Annotated in this window: 11 protein-coding genes and 1 pseudogene; 9 read left to right on the forward strand and 3 right to left on the reverse strand. The window is 69.0% G+C overall.

Annotated elements, in window-relative coordinates:
* The first annotated feature begins 80 nt into the window (after window positions 1–80).
* The 9 genes from OCS65_RS01690 to OCS65_RS01730 all read left to right on the forward strand — a co-directional run bounded on the left by OCS65_RS01690 (window position 81) and on the right by OCS65_RS01730 (window position 14259).
* Entirely contained in the window at window positions 81–2144 is a 2064-nt protein-coding gene (locus OCS65_RS01690) for a hydantoinase/oxoprolinase family protein (protein ID WP_029546737.1), read from the forward strand.
* Window positions 2141–4102, forward strand: a complete 1962-nt coding sequence (locus OCS65_RS01695; protein ID WP_050036190.1) for a hydantoinase B/oxoprolinase family protein — start codon at window positions 2141–2143, stop codon at window positions 4100–4102. The genes OCS65_RS01690 and OCS65_RS01695 overlap by 4 nt, the downstream gene beginning before the upstream one ends.
* A gap of 158 nt (window positions 4103–4260) precedes the next feature.
* Entirely contained in the window at window positions 4261–5604 is a 1344-nt protein-coding gene (locus OCS65_RS01700; RefSeq protein ID WP_050036189.1) for a purine-cytosine permease family protein, read from the forward strand.
* Between the two features lie 171 nt (window positions 5605–5775).
* The gene (locus OCS65_RS01705) at window positions 5776–7260 is read left to right on the forward strand and encodes an amino acid permease (RefSeq protein ID WP_050036188.1); all 1485 of its coding nucleotides are present in this window, start codon (window positions 5776–5778) and stop codon (window positions 7258–7260) included.
* Window positions 7261–7418: 158 nt separating this feature from the next.
* Window positions 7419–8879, forward strand: a complete 1461-nt coding sequence (locus tag OCS65_RS01710; protein WP_263508564.1) for a class I adenylate-forming enzyme family protein — start codon at window positions 7419–7421, stop codon at window positions 8877–8879.
* An 87-nt stretch (window positions 8880–8966) separates the two neighbouring features.
* The gene (locus tag OCS65_RS01715) at window positions 8967–10766 is read left to right on the forward strand and encodes a DUF3556 domain-containing protein (RefSeq protein WP_263508567.1); all 1800 of its coding nucleotides are present in this window, start codon (window positions 8967–8969) and stop codon (window positions 10764–10766) included.
* Window positions 10763–12190, forward strand: a complete 1428-nt coding sequence (locus OCS65_RS01720) for a phytoene desaturase family protein (protein WP_263508569.1) — start codon at window positions 10763–10765, stop codon at window positions 12188–12190. The genes OCS65_RS01715 and OCS65_RS01720 overlap by 4 nt, the downstream gene beginning before the upstream one ends.
* Window positions 12183–13478: a PucR family transcriptional regulator gene (locus OCS65_RS01725; protein ID WP_050036186.1), complete on the forward strand. Its 1296-nt coding sequence runs from the start codon at window positions 12183–12185 to the stop codon at window positions 13476–13478. Before OCS65_RS01720 ends, OCS65_RS01725 begins: the two co-directional genes overlap by 8 nt.
* 61 nt (window positions 13479–13539) lie before the next feature.
* On the forward strand, window positions 13540–14259 hold the full coding sequence (locus OCS65_RS01730; RefSeq protein ID WP_263508571.1) for a haloacid dehalogenase type II: 720 nt from the start codon (window positions 13540–13542) through the stop codon (window positions 14257–14259).
* A gap of 52 nt (window positions 14260–14311) precedes the next feature.
* Here the strand turns inward: OCS65_RS01730 and OCS65_RS01735 are convergent, their stop codons facing one another.
* From OCS65_RS01735 to OCS65_RS01745, 3 genes and pseudogenes are all read right to left on the reverse strand, one after another.
* Window positions 14312–16387 carry a PhoX family protein gene (locus OCS65_RS01735; protein WP_263508572.1) on the reverse strand — a complete coding sequence of 692 codons (2076 nt, stop codon included), beginning with the start codon at window positions 16385–16387 and terminating at the stop codon, window positions 14312–14314.
* A gap of 207 nt (window positions 16388–16594) precedes the next feature.
* A pseudogene (locus tag OCS65_RS01740) lies at window positions 16595–17131 on the reverse strand (substrate-binding domain-containing protein); the annotation flags it as partial.
* Window positions 17132–17417: 286 nt separating this feature from the next.
* Window positions 17418–18854 carry an MFS transporter gene (locus tag OCS65_RS01745; RefSeq protein ID WP_263508574.1) on the reverse strand — a complete coding sequence of 479 codons (1437 nt, stop codon included), beginning with the start codon at window positions 18852–18854 and terminating at the stop codon, window positions 17418–17420.
* Window positions 18855–19906 lie beyond the last annotated feature (1052 nt).

Below are 19906 nucleotides of genomic sequence, written 5' to 3' on the forward strand. Positions count from 1 at the left end.
ATTCGGGGAACTCGATTCACTTTCTCCAATTGATGGCCCCGCGACCAGGCCGAATACTGGGTTCCACCCGACCCAGGAGTATGACGATGATCACATCCCGCAATCCCCACCTGCGCGTCGCCGTGGACGTCGGAGGCACCTTCACGGACGTGTGCATCTTCGACGAGAGCGCATCGACCACCCGCATCGCGAAGGTTCCCTCGACCCCGGACGATCCCATGCGCGCCGTGATCGACGGTGTGCGCACCGCGGGCATCGACCTGACCGAGGTGACCCTGTTCTCCCACGGCACCACCGTCGCGACCAACGCGCTCATCACCCGCAACTTCCCGCCCGCGGCCCTCGTCACCACCCGCGGGTTCCGCGACGTGCTCGAGATCCGCGACGGCACCAAGGACGAGTTGTGGGACACGTACGTCGACGTCGGCACCCCCTACATCCGCCGCCGTGATCGGTACGAGGTCACCGAACGCATCGACTACGCCGGCGAGGTCGTCACCCCGCTCGACGAGTCGGAGGTCCGGGAGATCGCCCGCATCCTGCGCCGCAAGAACATCAAGACCGTCGCGGTGTGCCTGATCAACAGCTACGTCAACAGCGCACACGAGCAGCGCGTGCGGGCACTGCTCGAGGCCGAGCTGCCCGACGTCACCGTCTCCACCTCCAGCGAGATCCTCCCCGAGATCTTCGAGTACGACCGCGCCTCCACCACCGTCGCCAACGCCGTGCTCGCACCCCTGGTCAGCGGGTACGTCAACCGGCTCGAAGCGCAGCTGCGCACCGACGGATACGACGGCGACCTGCTCCTGCTCCATTCCGGCGGGGGCTCGATGACCCCCGCGATGGTGGAGAAGTATCCCGTCCGGCTCGCCGCCTCCGGCATCGCCGCCGGCGCGATCGCCGTGGCCGACATCGCCACCCGCTGCGGATACCCCAACGCGATCGGCCTGGACATGGGCGGTACCAGCACCGACATCTCGCTCGTCTACGACGGCGAGGTCCGCACCACCAAGCAGTGGCAGGTCGAGTACGGCTTCCCCATCTCCTTCCCCAGCATCGAGGTGCTCACCATCGGCGCCGGCGGCGGATCGCTGGCCTGGCTCGACGAGGCAGGCTCGCTGCGCAACGGGCCGCAGTCGGCCGGCGCCTCCCCCGGACCCGCCTGCTACCTGCGCGGCGGCACCGAGCCGACGAACACCGACGCCAACGTGCTGCTCGGCCGCCTGGGCACCACCCTCATCGGCGGCGGCCTCACCCTGGACGTGGCGGCCGCGGAGAACGCGATCAAGCAGAGCGTGGCCGGACCGCTCGGTCTCGACGCCGACACCGCGGCCGGCAACATCATCCAGGTGGCCAACGCCAACATGGCGGATGCGGTGCGGCTGTTGTCCATTCGGCGCGGCTACGATCCGCGCGACTTCGTCCTCGTCGTCTGCGGCGGCGCGGGCGCCCTGCACGGCGCGGCCCTCGCGAAGGAACTGTCCATTCCGACCGTCGTGGTGCCGCCCCATCCGGGCATCACCTCGGCGCAGGGGTGCCTGCTCGTCGACATCCGGCACGACCTGTCGGCCATGTTCCAGGGCCGCGTCGACGAGGTCGACACCACCGCGCTCGAGCGCGAATTCCTGCGGCTCGAGCAGGAGGGCACGCAGCGTCTCCGCCACGAGGGGGTCGAACCCGAACGGATGGTCCTCGATCGTCATATCAGCATGCGCTACGCGGGGCAGTGGCGTTCGCTCACCGTCGCGGCCGGCAGCGGCCCCGGCTTCCTCGCGGAGGCCGTCGAGCGGTTCCACGAGGAGCACGAACGGGACTACTCGTTCCGGCGCGACGACACACCCGTGGAGATCTACCAGATCGGGCTGCGCGCGGTGGGCACCACGCCGAAGCCGAACTTCCCGCGCACCTCCGAACCCACCACCGCGGAGCCGGCGCCCGTCGAGCGGCGCAACGTCTACTTCGACGAGGCGCGCGGCCGGCTCGACACCCCCGTCTTCGACCGCGACACACTGGAATTCGGTACGCGCATCCCCGGCCCGGCCGTGATCACCCAGCTCGACTCCACCACCGTCGTCCCCCCGGGGACCACCGCCACGATCGACGAGTGGGCGAACATCCGCATCGACATCCAGGAGACCCGATGACCACCACGTCCCCCACCCTCGATCCGGTCACCTTCGAGGTCCTCAAGAACGCGTTCGCCACCTCGGTCGACCTGATGTCCGAGCAGATCCTGCGCACCTGCTACTCGTTCGTCATCTACTCGCGGGACTTCTCCTCCGCGCTCTGCGACGCCGAGGGCAACACCGTGATGCAGGGCAGCCAGGACATCGCGGTCCACGTGGGCACCCTCCACTTCCAGTGCAAGGCCGTGCTCGAGGAATTCGGCTCCGACATCAACCCCGGCGACATCTTCATGGTCAACGACCCCTACCGGGGCGGCACCCACCTCAACGACGTCAGCTTCGTCCGGCCCATCTTCGCCGACGGCGTCCTCATCGCCTTCGCGCAGAACAAGGGCCACTGGGCCGACATCGGCGGCAGCGTCCCCGGGTCGTTCGACGTGACCGCCACCGAGCATTTCGGTGAGGGCCTGCGGATCACCCCGGTCCGGGTGTGGCACGAGGGCCGATTCCTGGCGGACGTCGCGAAACTGCTCGTCGCGAACACCCGGTCCCCGGAGATCAGCATGGGCGACCTGCACGCCCAGGCGGAGGCCACGGGCGTGTGTGAACGTGAAATCCACCGACTCGTCGACAAATACGGGCGCGGTACCGTCACCGACGCGATGCGCGAGGTCCAGGACTACGTCGAGCGCATCGTGCGCAGCCGGGTCGCCGACCTGCCGGACGGCACGTGGACCACCGAGGACTACCTCGACTCCGATCCCGCCCGGCCCGAGGGGCTCGTCCCGATCCGCGTCACCATGACGATCGAGGGCGACCAGCTCAGCTACGACCTGACCGGCAGCGCACCGGCGGTCGCCAGCTTCCTCAACAGCGGCTACGGCACCGCGTTCTCCGGGATCGTGGCGGGCACCAAGTCGTTCTTCCCCGACGTGCCGCTGAACTCGGGCCTGTACAACGCGATCCGCACCGACCTCGGACCGGAGGGCACCGTCGTCAACGCGGGCTGGCCGCACGCGGTGACCGGGTTCTGCTCCGGTCCCTACGAGAAGATCATGAACGCGATCTTCGAACTGTGGTCGAAGGTCGTGCCCTCCCGCGCCATCGCGTGCTCGTTCAACCTCGAGTACCTGCTCGTCGGCGGCCGCGACGCCCGCACCGACGACCGGCCGTTCTTCATGTGGTACGACTGGATGGCCGGCGGCTGGGGCGGACGCAGCTCGAAGGACGGATCGAGCGCCACCGCACCGGTGTTCGGTATCGGCCTGGCCGTGCAGCCGTGCGAGGGGCAGGAACGCCTCACCCCCGTGCTGACCAGCGAGCACGCCATCATCACCGATTCCGGTGGACCCGGGGAATACCGCGGCGGGTGCGGCCTGTCCAAGGGCGGCATCCTCACCGACAGCGACAGCAGCGTGATGTCGTACTGCTGTGACCGTTCCCGCTCGGTCACCTGGGGCATCGAGGGCGGCCTGCCGTCCATCCCGCACGGTGTGTGGCTCAACCGCGGCACCCCCGAGGAGCGCTTCCTCGGGTCCGTGTTCTCGAATGTGCCCGTCCAGTCCGGAGATTCGTTCGAGCGGCCGTCGGCGGGCGGTGGTGGCTACGGGGATCCGCTGCAGCGGGACCCGGACGCCGTGCTCGAGGACGTGATCGACGGATATGTCTCCGTCGAGCGCGCCGCCCTGGACTACGGCGTCGTCGTCGTGCCGGTGGACCCCGAGATCGACCGCTACGAGCTCGACCACGACGCCACCGAGCGCGTCCGCGAGGAGATCCGCGTGTCGCGCAAGGGCTGGCTCGACGAGGACCCCGAAACCGTCGCCGCCCGCTACCGCAGCGGTGAGCTGTCCATGCTCGACCTCGTGCGCCGCTACGGCGTGATCGTCGACTGGGGCACCGGCGAGCTGCTGCCCACGACCACCGCCCAGTTCCGCGATCTGCTGCGGACCCGCTCCGTCGCACACTGGTCCTGAATCCCCGTTGCGGGGCAGTGACACCGCTGCCCCGCAACGGGTTTCGCGCTCTCCACCCTCCCTCGAAGCTCCCCTGCCGAACCTCCCGCCCCCGGTGCTGCGGGCGGTCGTGCGCCCCTGCGCCGGTTCGGATTCCCTCCCCCCCGAGAGGCGACCCCATGTCCGATCACCTCACCGAATCTGCTCCCGGATCCCCCGCGGAGCGGGAAATCGTGCCCGAATCCGGGCGTCTGTCCCGCTGGTCGCTGACGATGGCCTGGTGGGCCATGTTCAGCGCCATGTTCTGGCTCTACATCGCGGTTGCCTCGGCCGGCGCGGTCGGGGTACCGGCCACCCTCGCCGGGATGGCTGCCTCGATCGCCACCTTCGGCGTCGTCAATCTGGTGCTCTCCCGCTATGCGATCCACACCGGCCTGTCGGTCGAGCTGCTGTCCCGGCGCATGTTCGGCGCCGTCGGCTCACTGCTCGCCCCGGCGCTGTTCGCGGCCACCGCGCTCTACTACGGGGTCTTCGAGGGTTCCATCGTCGCTGTGGCTCTGCAGGAGTACTTCGGCGGCGACATCAGGCTGTGGTACCTGCTCTGCACGGTGTACATGATTCCCGTGGTGATCGGGGGTGTCGCCGCGTGGCTCGACAAGCTCAACGGGATCCTGCTGCCGTTCTATCTCGTCGGCATGGTCGCCGTCGTGGTGGCCGCGACCGTGCAGCAGGGCTACCCCACCGGATGGCTCACCGCCACGGTGGCATCGGGTCCGCTTCCGGGCTGGCTCACCGCCTACCTCGTCTACATGGGCGTCTGGGTGCTGATGATGTACACCTTCGACTACGCGAGGCTCGGTCGCCGCACCGACGCCGCCTTCCACGGCACCGTCACCTTCGGCTGGGTGTTCTATGCGCTGACCTTCGGTGTGAACGGGCTCGTCGGCCTCTATCTCCTCGGCGCCTGGGACATCGCCGGAACCGAGACCGGCGTGGTCGAGGCGGTCGTCGGCTCCCTCGGCTTCGCGGGGGTGCTGCTGATCATCGTGTCCCAGACCCGCATCAACTCGGCCAACTTCTATCTCGCCTCCACCAACCTCCAGGTGTTCGTCCACCGGGCACTGCGCATCGACGTGCCCCGAGCGGTGTGGGTGGTGGTCACCGCCGTGCTCGCATACCTGCTCATGCTCACCGACGTGCTGGGGTACCTGCTGCAGGCCCTCGCCTGGCAGGGCGTGCTGATCACCGCCTGGGTGGCGATCGCGGTGGTCTACGTGCTGCGGGATCGGGGCCACGCCATGCCCCGCACCGCGTCCGGTGGGGCGCTGGCGTGGCTGATCTCCTCGGTCGCCGGCATCGCGCTCACCGTGCAGGAGGTCAGCGCGACATGGGCGCAGCTCGCCCCGGTGGTGACGGTGCTCCTGGCCGCGGGCAGCTACGTGCTGCTCACCCCGCGCGCGGGCGCGACGGTTCCCGCGCCGTCGGGCGACGAAGCGTCGCCGGACGCGCCGCAACCGGTCTGAATCCGGCGGACAATCGCCGCCACGGCGAGTGTGACACCGGCCCCTGTACGCGGCGGCCATGTCGTGGGTCACATCACGGCCATAGTGTTCTCCCATCCGAGCGACAGCGCCGCCGTAACGCCGGAACCGGCACACGACGGCGGCCGCACATCAGGTCTCGAAGGGAGTGCCGTGCATACCGATCCACCGGCCGAAAGGTCCGACACCCTGGGCCACGCGCTGAAGAAGCGCCATCTCACCATGCTGTCCATGGGAGGGGTGATCGGGGCCGGGTTCTTCGTGGGGATCAGCGCGATCATCGGTCAGGCCGGCCCCGGCGCCATCCTCACCTGCCTGATCTGTGGGCTGATCGTCTTCCTGGTCATGCGCATGCTCGGGGAGATGGCCGTCGCCAAGCCCTGCACCGGCTCGTTCACCGAATACGCCCGCGACGCCATGGGCAACTGGGCAGGCTTCGCCACCGGCTGGCTGTTCTGGTACTTCTGGGTGGTCGTCGTCGGGATCGAGGCCGTGGTCGGGGCCACCCTGCTCGCCCGCTGGCTCCCCGGCGTGCCGCTGTGGCTGATGGCCGCCGGCCTGCTGCTGATCATGACCGTCGTGAACCTGTTGTCGGTCGGCAACTTCGGCGAGGCCGAGTACTGGTTCGCCGGGATCAAGGTCGCGGTGATCATCGCGTTCCTCGTCCTGGCCGGTCTCTACGTGCTGGGCGTCTGGCCCGGGGCCGAGCTGTCCTTCGGCAACCTGACCGCACACGGCGGCTTCCTGCCCCACGGCTTTACCCCCGTCATGGTCGGGGTGGTCGCCGTCATCTTCTCGATGACGGGGGCCGAGCTCGTCACGATCGCCGCGGCCGAGTCGAAGGAGCCGGCCGCGGCGATCCGCCGCGCCACCAGCACCGTCGTGTTCCGGATCCTGGCGTTCTTCGTCGGCGCGACGTTCCTGCTCGTGACCATGCTGCCGTGGGACAGCTATGTCGTCGGCGAATCCCCGTTCGTGGCCGCCCTCGACGTCCTGGGCATCCCCGGGGCCGCCGAGATCCTCAACTTCGTGGTGCTGGTCGCCGTGCTCTCGTGCCTGAACTCCGGGCTCTACACCGCCTCGCGCATGCTGTTCGTGCTCGGTGCCCACCGCGACGCACCCGCGTGGATGACGGCCGTCAACTCCCGCGGTGTCCCGCTGAAGGGCGTGCTGTCGTGCACGTTCGTCGGATACGTGTGCATCGTTGCGGCCTACGTCTGGCCCGACACGATCTTCCTGTACCTGGTCACGTCGTCCGGTGCGATCTGCCTGTTCGTGTACATCATGATCTGCCTGTCGGAGCTGGTGCTGCGCCGCCGCTGGGAACGCACGTCGCCGGAGATCCTGCAGTTCCGGGTGTGGCTCTACCCGGTCCTGCCGGTCGTCGTCACGGCGGTCATCGTCGCGATCCTCGTCGGCATGTGGTTCACCGGCGCCCGCGCCGAACTGGTGCAGTCGCTGATCGCGCTCGCGGTCATCGTCGCCGCGTACCACCTCAAGACCCGGTACCTGCGCCGGCGCGGGGGCGAACGGGCCACCCCGCCGGAGGAGAGGGCGCTGGCCCGGGCGATGCACGTCGACGCGGAGCCGCGACCCGGCGGGCCGCAGCCCGCCCCCTCGGGCAATCCGGCCCACTGACGATCCGCTCCGCGCCGCCGGCTGCAACGACAGCCGGCGGCGCGGTGTTGTGCTCGGAGGACAACACCCCGTCGGAACTCGAGCCCGCGAGGCCGTAGTCGGGACGTGATCCCCGTCACTACCGTTGTGGTCAGCCGAAGAGAAAAGGACCGACGGTAGTGACGATCGAATATCTGGTGTGGCACCGCGAATCGGACCGGCCCTGCGTGCGGGACGACGACCGGGAACTCACCTACGCCGAATTTGCCCGCAGAGTCGACGGTTTCGCGGCGCAACTCCAGCAGCACGGGATCGCTGCGGGTGACGTCGTCGCGGTGATGCTGCCGAACCGGGCCGAACTCCTCGTCGCCCTCATGGCGGCGTGGCGGCTGGGTGCGACGGCCACCCCCGTCAATCCCGCGTTCACCGCGACCGAGGCCGAGTACCAGATCGACGATGCGGGAGCCGTACTCGTCCTGGGCGCCGGTCCCGACGCCCCGTCGGGCGGCCGCCCGCTGATCCACGTGGACGACATGGCTACCGCCCCGCCGGCCGGATGGTCGGCCGGCGCCGATCCCCGTCCCGACGACACCGCCCTGCTGATCTACACCTCCGGCTCGACCGGCCGCCCGAAGGGCGTGCAGCTCGCCCACGCGAACCTGCAGTTCATGGCCGACTCGTTCCGCACGCACCTGCAGCTGACCGAGGCCGACCACTGCCTGCTGATCCTGCCGCTGTTCCACGTCAACGCGATCGCGGTCAGCTTCCTGGCGCCGATCCTGGCCGGGGCGCAGCTCAGCATCACCGGCAGGTTCTCCCCGGCCCGGTTCTTCGACGACGTGGCACGGCTGCGGCCGACCTACTTCTCGGCCGTGCCCACCATCTACGCCCTGCTCGTCTCCCAGCCGCTGGACACCCCGGTGGACACCTCGTCGCTGCGCTTCGCGATCTGCGGCGCGGCCCCGATCTCGAAGGAACTTCTCGATCGGGTCGAGCAGCGCTTCGGCCTGGTCGTGGTCGAGGGCTACGGGCTCACCGAGGGCACCTGCGCGTCGGCGTGCAACCCGATCGACGGCCCCCGCAAGCTCGGCACCGTCGGCCCCGCGCTGCCCGGCCAGCAGATCGCCATCGCCGGACCCGACGGGCGGCACCTGCCGGCCGGGGCCACCGGCGAGGTGCTCATCAAGGGGCCCAACGTGATGCGCGGCTATCTCGGCCGACCCGAGGAGACCGCCCGCACCGTCGTCGACGGCTGGTTGCACACCGGCGACGTCGGCCGGCTCGACGAGGACGGATACCTCACCCTCGTCGACCGCATCAAGGACATGATCATCCGCGGCGGGGAGAACCTGTATCCCAAGGAGATCGAGAACGCCCTGGCCACGCACCCCGCGGTCCTCGAGTCCGCCGTGATCGGCGCGCCGCACGAGGTGTACGGCGAGGTTCCCGTCGCGTACGTCGTGACCTATCCCGAGCGGACCGTCACCGACTCCGAACTGCTCGCCTACCTCGCCGAGCGGTTGACGAGGGTCAAGGTGCCCGCCGAGGTGCACGTCGTCGCCGCCCTGCCGCGCAACCCCGTCGGCAAGATCGACAAACCCGGCCTGCGGCGCAGCCACGGTGCTCCCGTGCACGCCTGACCGCTCCCGAGGACACCACACGCTCCACCCCGACTCGCCGGCCCCGGGCCGGTGGGGCGGCAACCCCTACTCGAAAGGCGAATTCCCATGGGTTTCAAGACCGGCCACTTCCCGGAAGTGGACCCCGCCACGTTCCGCGACCTCCCGTTCCGGGGTCGGTTGCGGGCCATGTCGACCCACTGGGTCGACTACGGATTCGGCACGCCGAAAATGGTGCACACCGTCTACATCCTCAAGCTGCTGTTCCTCTACATCGGCGCCGGCACCGCCCTGGCGACGCTGACCTCGGGCCTGTCGTGGCTCGACGTCTCGTCGTGGTGGAACCAGCCGATCGTCTACCAGAAGCTGATCCTGTGGACCGTGCTGCTCGAGGCGCTCGGTCTCGCCGGGTCGTGGGGTCCGCTCGCCGGGCACTTCAAGCCGATGACCGGTGGCTTCCGGTACTGGCTCAAGCCCGAGACGATCCGGCTCCCACCGTGGCCGGGCAAGGTGCCCGGCACGTCCGGTGACCGCCGCACCGTCGGCGACGTGGCGCTCTACGCCCTTCTGCTCGCCAATCTGATTGTCGCCGTCGTTCTTCCGGGTGTGCATTCCGCCTCCGTCGACGCGCTCGTCGCCGACAACGCCGGCCTCGTCCGCCCCGCGGTCGTGGCGCCGCTGATCGTGCTGCTGATCGTGATCGGCCTGCGGGACAAGGTCATCTTCATCGCCGCCCGCAGCGAGCAGTACCTGCCGGCGATGGTGTTCTTCACCTTCCTGCCCTTCGTCGACATGATCGTGGCCCTCAAGCTGCTCATCGTCACCGTCTGGGTCGGCGCCGGCGTCTCCAAGTTCGGCCGCCACTTCGCCATGGTGGTCCCCCCGATGATCAGCAACACCCCGTGGATGCTGTCCAAGCGGGTCAAGCGCATGCACTACCGCAGCTTCCCGAACGACCTGCGGCCCTCGCACCTCGGCAGCGGCGTCGCCCACGTCCTCGGCACGTTCGTCGAGATCGTCACCCCGCTGGTGCTGCTGTTCTCCACCAACCGCACGCTCACGCTGCTCGCGGTGCTGCTGATGGTGGCGTTCCACTTCTTCATCGCCTCGACGTTCCCGCTCGCGGTGCCGCTGGAATGGAACCTGCTGTTCGCCTACGCCACGGTCTTCCTGTTCTGGGGCTTCCCCGCCTGGGACGGCTACGCCGTGACCGACATGTCGTCGCTGTGGCTGGCGGGCGCGATCACCGCCGCGCTGTGCTTCTTCCCGGTCCTCGGCAACCTGCGCCCCGACCTGGTCTCGTTCCTGCCGTCGATGCGGCAGTACGCCGGCAACTGGGCCTCGGCCACTTGGGCGTTCGCCCCGGGTGCGGAGGAGAAGCTGAACCGGCACATCGTGCGGGCCGCCGAGAACACCCGCACCCAGCTGCTCGCGACCTACCCCGCCGACGTCGCGGACGTCGTGATGCACCAGCTCCTGGGCTGGCGGTCCATGCACAGCCAGGGCCGGGCGCTGATCTCCCTGATGATGCGCCACCTCGGGGACGACATCGACACCTACGACCTGCGTGAGGCCGAGTTCTCCTGCAACTCGATCGTCGCCTTCAACTTCGGTGACGGGCACCTGCACAACGAGCACCTGATCGCCGCGATCCAGCGGCGCTGCAACTTCGCGCCCGGCGAGTTCGTCGTCGCCTGGATCGAATCCCAGCCGATCCACAAGGGCACCCAGGAATACAAGGTGATCGACGCGGCCCTCGGCGTGATCGAACGCGGCACCTACAGGGTCGCCGACGCCGTCGCCGAGCAGCCCTGGTTGCCCAACGGGCCCATCCCGTTCGACGTGCAGTGGACAATGGACCGCGAGGGCGCCCACCGGGCAGCCGCACAGCGGGAGGTCACAGCGTGAGTACGGCGGTCGTGGTCGGTAGCGGACCCAACGGGCTCGCTGCCGCCGTCCACCTCGCCCGCAGCGGCGTGGACGTCCAGGTACTCGAGGCAGCCGACGAGATCGGTGGCGGCACCCGCTCCGGCGAGCTCACCGTCCCCGGCCTGGTCCACGACCACTGCTCCGCCTTCCACCCCATGGGTGCCGGCTCCCCCTACCTGCAGACCCTCGGCCTCGATCGCTACGGGCTGCGGTGGCGGTGGCCGGAGATCGACTGCGCCCATCCCCTCGACGGGGGCGAGGCAGCCCTGCTGCACCGATCCCTCGACGTCACCGCGGCCGGCCTCGGCGAGGACGGCCCGCGGTGGCGGCGGATGTTCGCCGACCTCGCAACCGGGTTCGACGGGCTCGCCGCGGACCTGATGCGGCCGGTGCTCAACGTCCCGCGGCACCCGCTGCGGCTGGTGGCGTTCGGGCCCCGGGCCCTGCTGCCCGCCACGGCCTCGGCCCGCTGGTTCCGCACCCCCAAGGGACGTGCCCTGTTCGGCGGGGTCGCCGCTCACGCCTACCACCGGCTGGACCGGCCCGCCACGTCCGCCGTGGGTCTGATGATCACCGCCGCCGGCCATCGCTACGGGTGGCCGGTGGCGGAGGGCGGCTCCGCCGCGATCGCGCGGGCACTGACCGCGCAGCTCGCGGAGCACGGCGGCAAGGTGCACACCGGGGTCCGGGTCCGCCGTGCCGCGGATCTGCCGCCCGCGGACGTCGTGCTCCTCGACGTCGCCCCCGAGGCCGCCCTCGGCATCCTGGGCGACGCGGTACCCGCGCGGATCGCCAAGTCCTACCGCAGGTTCCGCCATGCTCCCGGCGCCTTCAAGGTCGACTTCGCGATCGACGGTCCCGTTCCGTGGGCCGACCCGGAATGCGGGAAGGCCGGCACCGTCCACCTCGGCGGCGAGTTCGCCGAGATCGCCCGGGCCGAACGGGACGTCGCGACGGGACGCATGCCGGAGCGGCCGTTCGTGCTGCTCGGCCAGCAGTACGTCGCCGACCCGACCCGCTCCCGCGGCTCCGTGCATCCGCTCTACGCGTACGCCCACGTCCCGGCCGGCTACACCGGCGACGCGACGGACGCGATCGTCGCCCAGATCGAGCGGTTCGCCCCGGGGTTCCGGGACCGCATCGTCGCCACCGCGGTCACCGCGCCCGCCGACCTCGCGCGACAGAACCCCAACCAGGTCGGCGGTGACATCATCGGGGGCGCCAACGCCGACCTGCAGGTGGTGTTCCGGCCGCGAATTGCTCTGGACCCCTACAGCACCGGGGTTCCCGGGGTCTACCTGTGCTCGGCCTCGACCCCGCCCGGGGCGGGCGCGCACGGGATGTGCGGCTACAACGCCGCGGAATCGGCGCTGCGGCACCTGCGGAGCGCCGGCCGTGGCTGAGCCGGTGGTCTCGGGGCGGTCGACGGGCGCACCGTCGGCCGCCGACGAGGTTCAGCGCGTCGTCGCCGAGGTCGCGCGCCGGTTCGACGCCCGCCAGCGGGAGATCACCCGTTCCATGACCGCGATGATGGCGCGGGAGATCGCTCACCTCGACGAGGATCCGCATCTCGTCGAGCTGCTCGAGGCGAGCGTGCACGGCAACATCGCGACGATCATCCACGTGCTCACCAACGAGATCCCCGCCGAACACCTCCAACCCACCACGGCGGCAGTGGAATATGCGTTGCGGCTGGCGCAGCGCGACGTGCCGTCGCACTCGCTCGTCCGTGCGTACCACATGGGACAGAACGACCTCATGCGGCTGTGCTTCGACGAGGTGCGGTCGATGAACCTCCCGCCGCAGGTGACACTCGACGTCATCGAGCACATCTCCGCGGTGGTCTACCGGTACATCGACTGGATCACCCTGTACGTGTTCGACGCGTACGAGAAGGAACGGCGCCGGTGGTCGGCCGTGCGCGGCAACGTGCACTCCGCCCTCATCCACGGCCTCGTCGACGGATCCGAAACCGACGTCGCGGCGTTCGAGGCGGAGACCCGGTACCGGCTCGACCGCTGTCATGTCGGGGTGATCGTCTGGACGACAACCGAATCCGCGGACGGCGCGATCAATCCCCTGGACCGGCTGGTGCGCGCGGTGGCGGTGCACCTCGGGTCGGATGCCCCGCCGATCCTCACCGCCATCGACCGGCGCACGGTGTGGGCCTGGCTGCCGTTCGATCGGCACCGGCCGACGATCGACACGGCAGCACTCGATTCCGTCGTCCGATCCCATCCCGCCGGCCGCCTCGCGCTGGGCCTGCCCGGCTCCGGCCTCGCCGGTTTCCGTCGCTCGCACGAACAGGCCGAGGCCGCGTATTCGATCGCGGTGGCCCAGGCCACGTGCACCCGGCGGGTCATCGGGTTCGGGGATCGCGGCGTCGCCGTGGTGTCGCTGCTCGCCCGCAACCTCGACGCCGCGCGGGCGTGGGTGGGCGAGATCCTCGGCCCGCTCGCCGACGACACCGAGCAGGCCGCGATGCTGCGGGTCACGCTCGGCACCTACTTCGCCACCGGTGAGAGCCACCTGCACACCGCCGAACGGCTGAACCTGCACCGCAACACCGTCAAGTACCGGATCAACAAGGCCCTCGGCGACCCGACCCGCGCGCCCGCGGTGCACGACAAGCTGGACATCGCGCTGGCGTTGCAGGCGTGCGAGTTCCTCGGGGAGGCGGTGTTGCGCTGACGCGCCGGGTATCCCGACTGTGACAACATCGGCACGGTCGGTCGATTCCAGGAGGCACCGTATGAGCATGTCCGGCGTGAAGGCACTCGTCTTCGACGTGTTCGGCAGTGTGGTGGATTGGCGCACCAGCATCGCGCGCGCGGCGGCACCGTTCCTGGCTCGTCACGGGAGCAGTGTCGAACCCGCGGAGTTCGCGGATGCCTGGCGCGCGCGCTACCAACCGGCCATGCAGGCGGTACGCGAGGGCAGGCGGCCCTTCGTGCGTCTCGACGTGCTGCACCGGGAGAACCTGGACGACGCCCTGCGCCGCTTCGGCATCGACCCGGCGGGCATACCGGGGCACGAACTCGATCAGCTCAACCGTGCCTGGCACGAACTGGATCCGTGGCCGGACGCCGTCGAGGGGCTCACGCGGCTGAAGCAGCGCTTCGTCGTCGCGCCGCTGTCGAACGGCAACGTCAGCATGATGGTCGATATCGCCAAGCGCGCGGGTCTGCCCTGGGATGCCATCCTCGGTGCGGAGGTCGCCCAGGCCTACAAACCCATGCCCGAGGCCTATCTGCGCACGGCAGACATCCTGGGCCTGGAGCCGGGCGAGGTGTGCATGTGCGCCGCCCACAACGAGGACCTGGCGGCCGCGCGCGCCTGCGGCCTGAAGACCGCGTTCTTCGCGCGACCCACCGAACACGGCCCGGCCCAGACCACGGACCTGCACGCCGAACACGACTGGGACGTGATCGCCGACGACCTCGTCGACCTCGCGCGCCGCCTCGACGCCTGACGGCGCCCGTGCGCGCTTCTGGTAGCGGCTACTACCAGAAGCGCGCACGGGGTCAGGCGCCGATCAGGCCGTCGGACTTCCAGGCCGCGACGACGGCCGGGCGCGGTTGGGCGGTGCCGCCGTCGGGCCAGTGCGACGACGGGGCGTCCCACGTGGCGTCGTCGGTCTCGCCCGGGTGCTGCACGCACACCACGACGCGGTTCTCCTGCACGATCGGCCCGCACGTCTCCGCGCCGACGGGGACGGTGAGGAACTGCCGGGTCTCGCCGCGGCGCGGACCGTCGAGCACGACGCTGAACAGCCCGTCGTTGGACTTCAGCGCGTTGCCGTCGGTGGAGATCCACAGGTTGCCGTGCGGGTCGAACGCCAGGTTGTCCGGGCACGAGATCGGGCTGACCTGAGCCTTGTCGAAGCCGCCGAAGTAGGTGTCGGCGGCCTCCGGATCGCCGCAGACCAGCAGCAGGTTCCACGTGAACGACGTGCCCGCGTGGTCGTCGTCGAGCTCGAGCACCTGCCCGTTCTTGTTGTTGTTGCGGGGGTTCGCCACGTCGGCCGCGGCCTTGCCCTCCTCGCCGCGCTTGGAGTTGTTGGTCAGCGCCACGTAGATCTTGCCGGTGACCGGGTTCGGTTCGAAGTCCTCGGGCCGGTCCATCTTGGTGGCCCCGACCTTGTCCGCGGCCAGACGGGTGAACACGGCGACCTCCTCGGCGGTCATGCCGTCGACCAGGGACTCGCCGCGGCCGTCCTCGGCGGTGCGCAGCAGCGGGATCCACTCCCCCGTGCCGGTGAACGTGCCGGAGGCGGGAAGCGTACCGCTGCCGTCGATCTCGTCCGGCGCATCGCCGGTCAGCTTGGCCACGTACAGGGTTCCGGCGTCGAGCAGCGTCATGTTGTGCCGCATCGCGGCCTGCGACGTGCCGCTCTGCATCGTCCGGGAGGAGACGAACTTGTACATGTAGTCGAAGCGTTCGTCGTCGCCGCTGTAGGAGACGACGGTGCCGTCGCCGGTGACGTGGATCGTCGCGGCCTCGTGCTTGAACCGGCCGAGCGCGGTGTGCTTGACCGGCACGGACGTCGCGTCCCACGGGTTCACCTCGACGACCCAGCCGAACCGGTTGACCTCGTTGGGGGTAGCGACGATGTCGAAGCGCGGGTCGAAGCGCTCCCACAGCCGTTCCGAGGCGCCGCCCTCGAGGCCGTACCGGGCCAGTCGCTCGGCGGCCACGGGATCGGTGACGTTCTCGGCGTTCGCGAAGTACTGGTTGAAGTTCTCCTCGCCGGAGAGCACGGTGCCCCACGGGGTGAGCCCGCCGGCGCAGTTGTTCAGGGTGCCGAGCACGCGGGTTCCGGTCGGGTCGGCGGCGGTCTTGACCAGGTCGCTTCCGGCGGCGGGACCGGTGAGGGCGAACTCGGTCAGGCCGGTGATCCGGCGGTTGTACGGGCCGAATTCGGGTGTGAGGCGCCCGGATCCGGCCTCGCCCTTGACCTGCACGACGGACAGCCCGTGGTTGGCCCAGCCGATGCGCACCTGCTCCTCGGTGGGGTTCTCGGCGTCGTAGCCGGCGAACATGAACGGCTCGGACGTGTACTCGTGGTTGACCACCAGCAGGTAGGTGTTCGGCACGCCGTCGACGGGCAGCAGCCCGGCGAAGTCGTTGTTGTAACCGAACTGCTTCTCCTGCGCGGCCGCGGTCTGGTTGCCGATGTCGAAGGCCGGCGCGTCGGGCAGCACCGGGTCACCCCAGCGGATCACGACGGCCTGGTCGTAGCCCTCGGGGACGGTCACGGCGTCGTCGGTGTTCGGCGCGACGGCGGTGAAGTCGGTGCCGGGGGGCACGGGGCCGAGGTCCGCCGGGCCCGACGTCGTGGTGCCGCCGGTGCTGCCCGCGTCGTCGGAACACGCGGCGAGCACGCCGCCCGCACCGACCGCGAGAACCGCCATCGCGCCGCCGCGCAGCACGCCGCGCCGGGTCAGGGCGGTGCGCACGATGTCGCCGAAGTACTCGCCCCCGGAGGTGTTGGGCACCGCGTGGGAACACGCGTTGCCGCACTTGTAGCGGCAGGTGACGGCGGCGCGCGACGATGTGCCGTCGTGCGTGACGATCAGCGGCAGGGGCTTCGGACTCACAGGTACTCCCTCGTCGAATCGGTTCAACGCGGGCACCGTAGGAGACCGAAACCAGGTAAAGGGAACGAGAAGGTGAACGGGCGGTGAGCCCGGGCCGATCCGCGAACGGGAAGCGCCCTCGAGATCCAAGCGGGCATCTGCTCCGAGACTCGACATCGTCCGTCGCACCGGCCGAGCGCGGTACGGACGCACCGGTGAGTCGGCTTGTCAGCGCAGGGATTCGGCGCTGGCTCTGTGTAACCCCGAGAAGGGTCTGGGGATCAGGGCGGGTAGGGCGCGGCGGATCGGATCGGCTGTGGGGCCGAGCATCAGATCGGGTGCGGTGGCAGCGAGCAGATCGAAGGGCGTGCGTTCCGACGTCAGGGGAACCGGAAGTCGTTGCGACAACGAGATGTCATGGTATCCGACGAGGTCGATATCGTCGCCGATCGCCAGCGACCGCTGGGGAGTTGCCGTCATGACCCTGAGGTGGTCATGGCGGCGAAGGCGGCTGTAGCGTGTGCCGAGGAGGCGAAGAGCCGTCGTCCGGCTTCCTCGCCGCTCTCTATACCGAAGCCTGTCTCGACGATCCGGTCCGGGTCGACTTCGATCTCGGCCTCTGGAACGTCCTCCTCGCGCCGGCGAGGCGTCCGGAGGCGGTCGAGGTGAACAACGGGCCGACAGGACGGCGATGTCGGAATGTCAGAGATCGATCAGGTGTCGGGTGGCGAGGTAGCCTAAGGCCTGGTCGTCGCCGATCGGGGATCAACCGCAGTCGCTCGACCGAGGGTCCAGCAGTTCGGAGAACGCCGGCAAGATCACCTCCTGCCCAGCACTGCAGCGAGGCGACCGTGAACCGCAGAAGTGTCCACTGTCTCGATGTTCTGTCGACGCTGACGCGCCCGCCGTGAACGGCAGGGACCACCAAGCAATTGAACGCGAAGCCGGCGAGGACCGAGGCCCTTCCCGGTCTCTTGGCGACGAAGGCCACGGTGATTGCATGTTCCGGCCTCCCACGTGGTCAGGCTGCGTGGGGTCTGCGCCGGAACCGTCAGGACTCGTCGCCGGCGGAGCGGTCGGCCCTGGTCAGCGTGTCGATCGCCGCGATACGGGCGCGATCACGCTCGGGATTCACGGTCAGCGCCATCACCACGGCACCGATGATCGCCACGACACCGAAGATCTCGAAGGCCGTCGTGTACCCCTCGGCCGGTGTCGACGCCGCATCGACGAGACGACCGGTGAGCCACGGCGCGAGGATGCCCGAGGTCGAAAACAATGCGGTGAAGACCCCCAGGGTGGATGCGACCTGACGCTCCGGGCTGATGTGCGCCACCGCGACATTCATCAGCGGATAGCTGGCCACCCCGGCTCCGTATCCCGCAACGACCAGGAACACCGCCAGCCACGTGCTGGTCACCAACGGGATGGCGGCCATCATGCCGCCACAGACGAACAATGCGACCGCCGAGACCATTCCGCGCGAGATCCGCACGGTCACGCCACGGCCGGCCAGCCGGTCGGTGATGTAGGACACCAACAACATCGAAGCCATCCCGGTCGCGCTCGGCAGGGCGAAGAGCAGCCCCGAGTCGACCCGGCTGAAGCCCAGCCCTTGCTCGAAGTAGGACGGCAGCCAGGTCAGAATCACTGCGACCATGCCATAGAGGGCGAACATGCCGAGTACCCCACCCCAGAAGGTGGGCAACGCGACAATCCGCAGGAGACTCACCCGTTTCACCTTGCCCGCGGTACCGGACTGGGCCACCTCGCGCGCACTGCTCACGGAGTACGGCCCGTCCTTTCCGACCATCAGCCATACGGCCGCCCACACCAGGCCGACGATCATCAGCGTCCAGAATGCGGACTTCCAGCCGTATGCCGCGACGATCACCGTGAGCGCTGGTGCCATCAGAATTTTCGACAGCGACGTACCGGAGCTGACCACCGCCGAGGGAAGGCCGCGTTTGTTCTTGGGGAACCACCCGAACACCGCGACGTTGTTCACAGCACTCGCGGGGCCTTCCGCCGCCCCGAGCAGTACGCGGCTGACGATCAGCGCGGTAAACGTGCCTACCAGCAGTACCGGGATCTGAACCAGCGACCACAGCAGGGCCAGAGCCAGAAGTACCCAGACGATGCGCACACGGTCGGCGATGAAGCCGCCCACCAACCCGGTGACCACGAACAGGACGTAGAAGACGCTCCCCAAGAGTCCGATGTCTGCGTTCGACAGACCCAGATCCTCGGACAGTGGTCGGGCGACGATCCCGAGTACGGCCTTGTCGGCGAAGTTGATCGTCTGCAAAATCATCACGAGGAACGTGATGCTCCATGCGGTGCGGGCGGTCGGAGCGCTCACCGCCGCGGTGGTCCTGGTGCCGCCGTCGGCGGGGTCGCCTGCCCGTTCGGCATCGTCCGTGACTGTCATGACGGCATCCTCGTCTTTGTCGTTGTGATGCAAGCCGTCTCCTTGGGCACTTTCCATGATCGACGTGTGAGTGCCGATCCACCCGGTCCGGCAGCCGCGCTTACCGATGGCTGATCGATAACTTGCATTGTCGCTCCAATCAGTGAGCACCGCACCTGACTTGCCCCCGGTAGTCGACGCGGACGGGGATGGACCTGTTCGTGAGGTATCGCTGCCCGGGGGCTGTGGCCGCCGACGGTCCGGACCGCTTACGCCGAGACGTCACCGTGGAGGGTGGTGCGGTTGGGCACCCGTTCCGGGCAGTCATGGCCGTGAATCGCGTAGTGCATGGTGCACTGGTTGTCCCGGAACCTGGCAAACGCGATCTGCGCCGGTGGATTTACGAACTGATCGCGGAATGCGAGCGTGCGCCGCTCGCGGAACGCCGCGCGCAGCGGTCTCGGAGCTCTGCTCGTCGATCGGTTCGTCCGGACGAACGCCGCCCACTGCAGCACCGATGGATCCAGTCAGGGGGGTGACACAAACCTTCACGAGGGCTCCCGGATGTCGGCTGGTTCTCCACGATGCGGATGACGGCAAAGGTCGGGCAAGTGGTGCCAGTCACAAACGTAACAGGTATCACCATTTATGTCGACAACAATTTTGAACCAGTTCAGGCGCACACCGACCGGGCGCACGACCACGGCAGGATCCGCACCCGAAGTGTTGTGCTGTTCATAGAGGCTCTCGATAACCCGCCCGGTTGTTCCCGTGCGACTGAATCAGTCGATGTACTCGGCGACCGAGAATTCGAGGTCCCGATCGCCCTCCACGGACCCTTGTTTCGGATCGGTTCGGCCTTGAAACAGCGAGTTGAATGCGTCCGCCACCGCGTTGTGGAAGGAGTCCCGAGTGCTGCCGACCGAGGCGACCGCGCCGACGTAGGCCAGGCCCGGCGTGTACCGGATGGCCCGAGACCTTCTGTCGGAGTCGGGGCACAACAATCGATTGGAGGAGATGGAGCATGCACAGGCGGCTCGTGGTCCACCAGCCACCCATCGATCAGCGGCGGCAGTTGAGTAACGTCGTGACGGTTTCCTCTGGTCCGCGACACCGCCTACGGAGTCCGT

The sequence above is a fragment of the Rhodococcus aetherivorans genome, from assembly GCF_025722975.1.
Classification (GTDB): Bacteria; Actinomycetota; Actinomycetes; order Mycobacteriales; family Mycobacteriaceae; genus Rhodococcus; species Rhodococcus aetherivorans.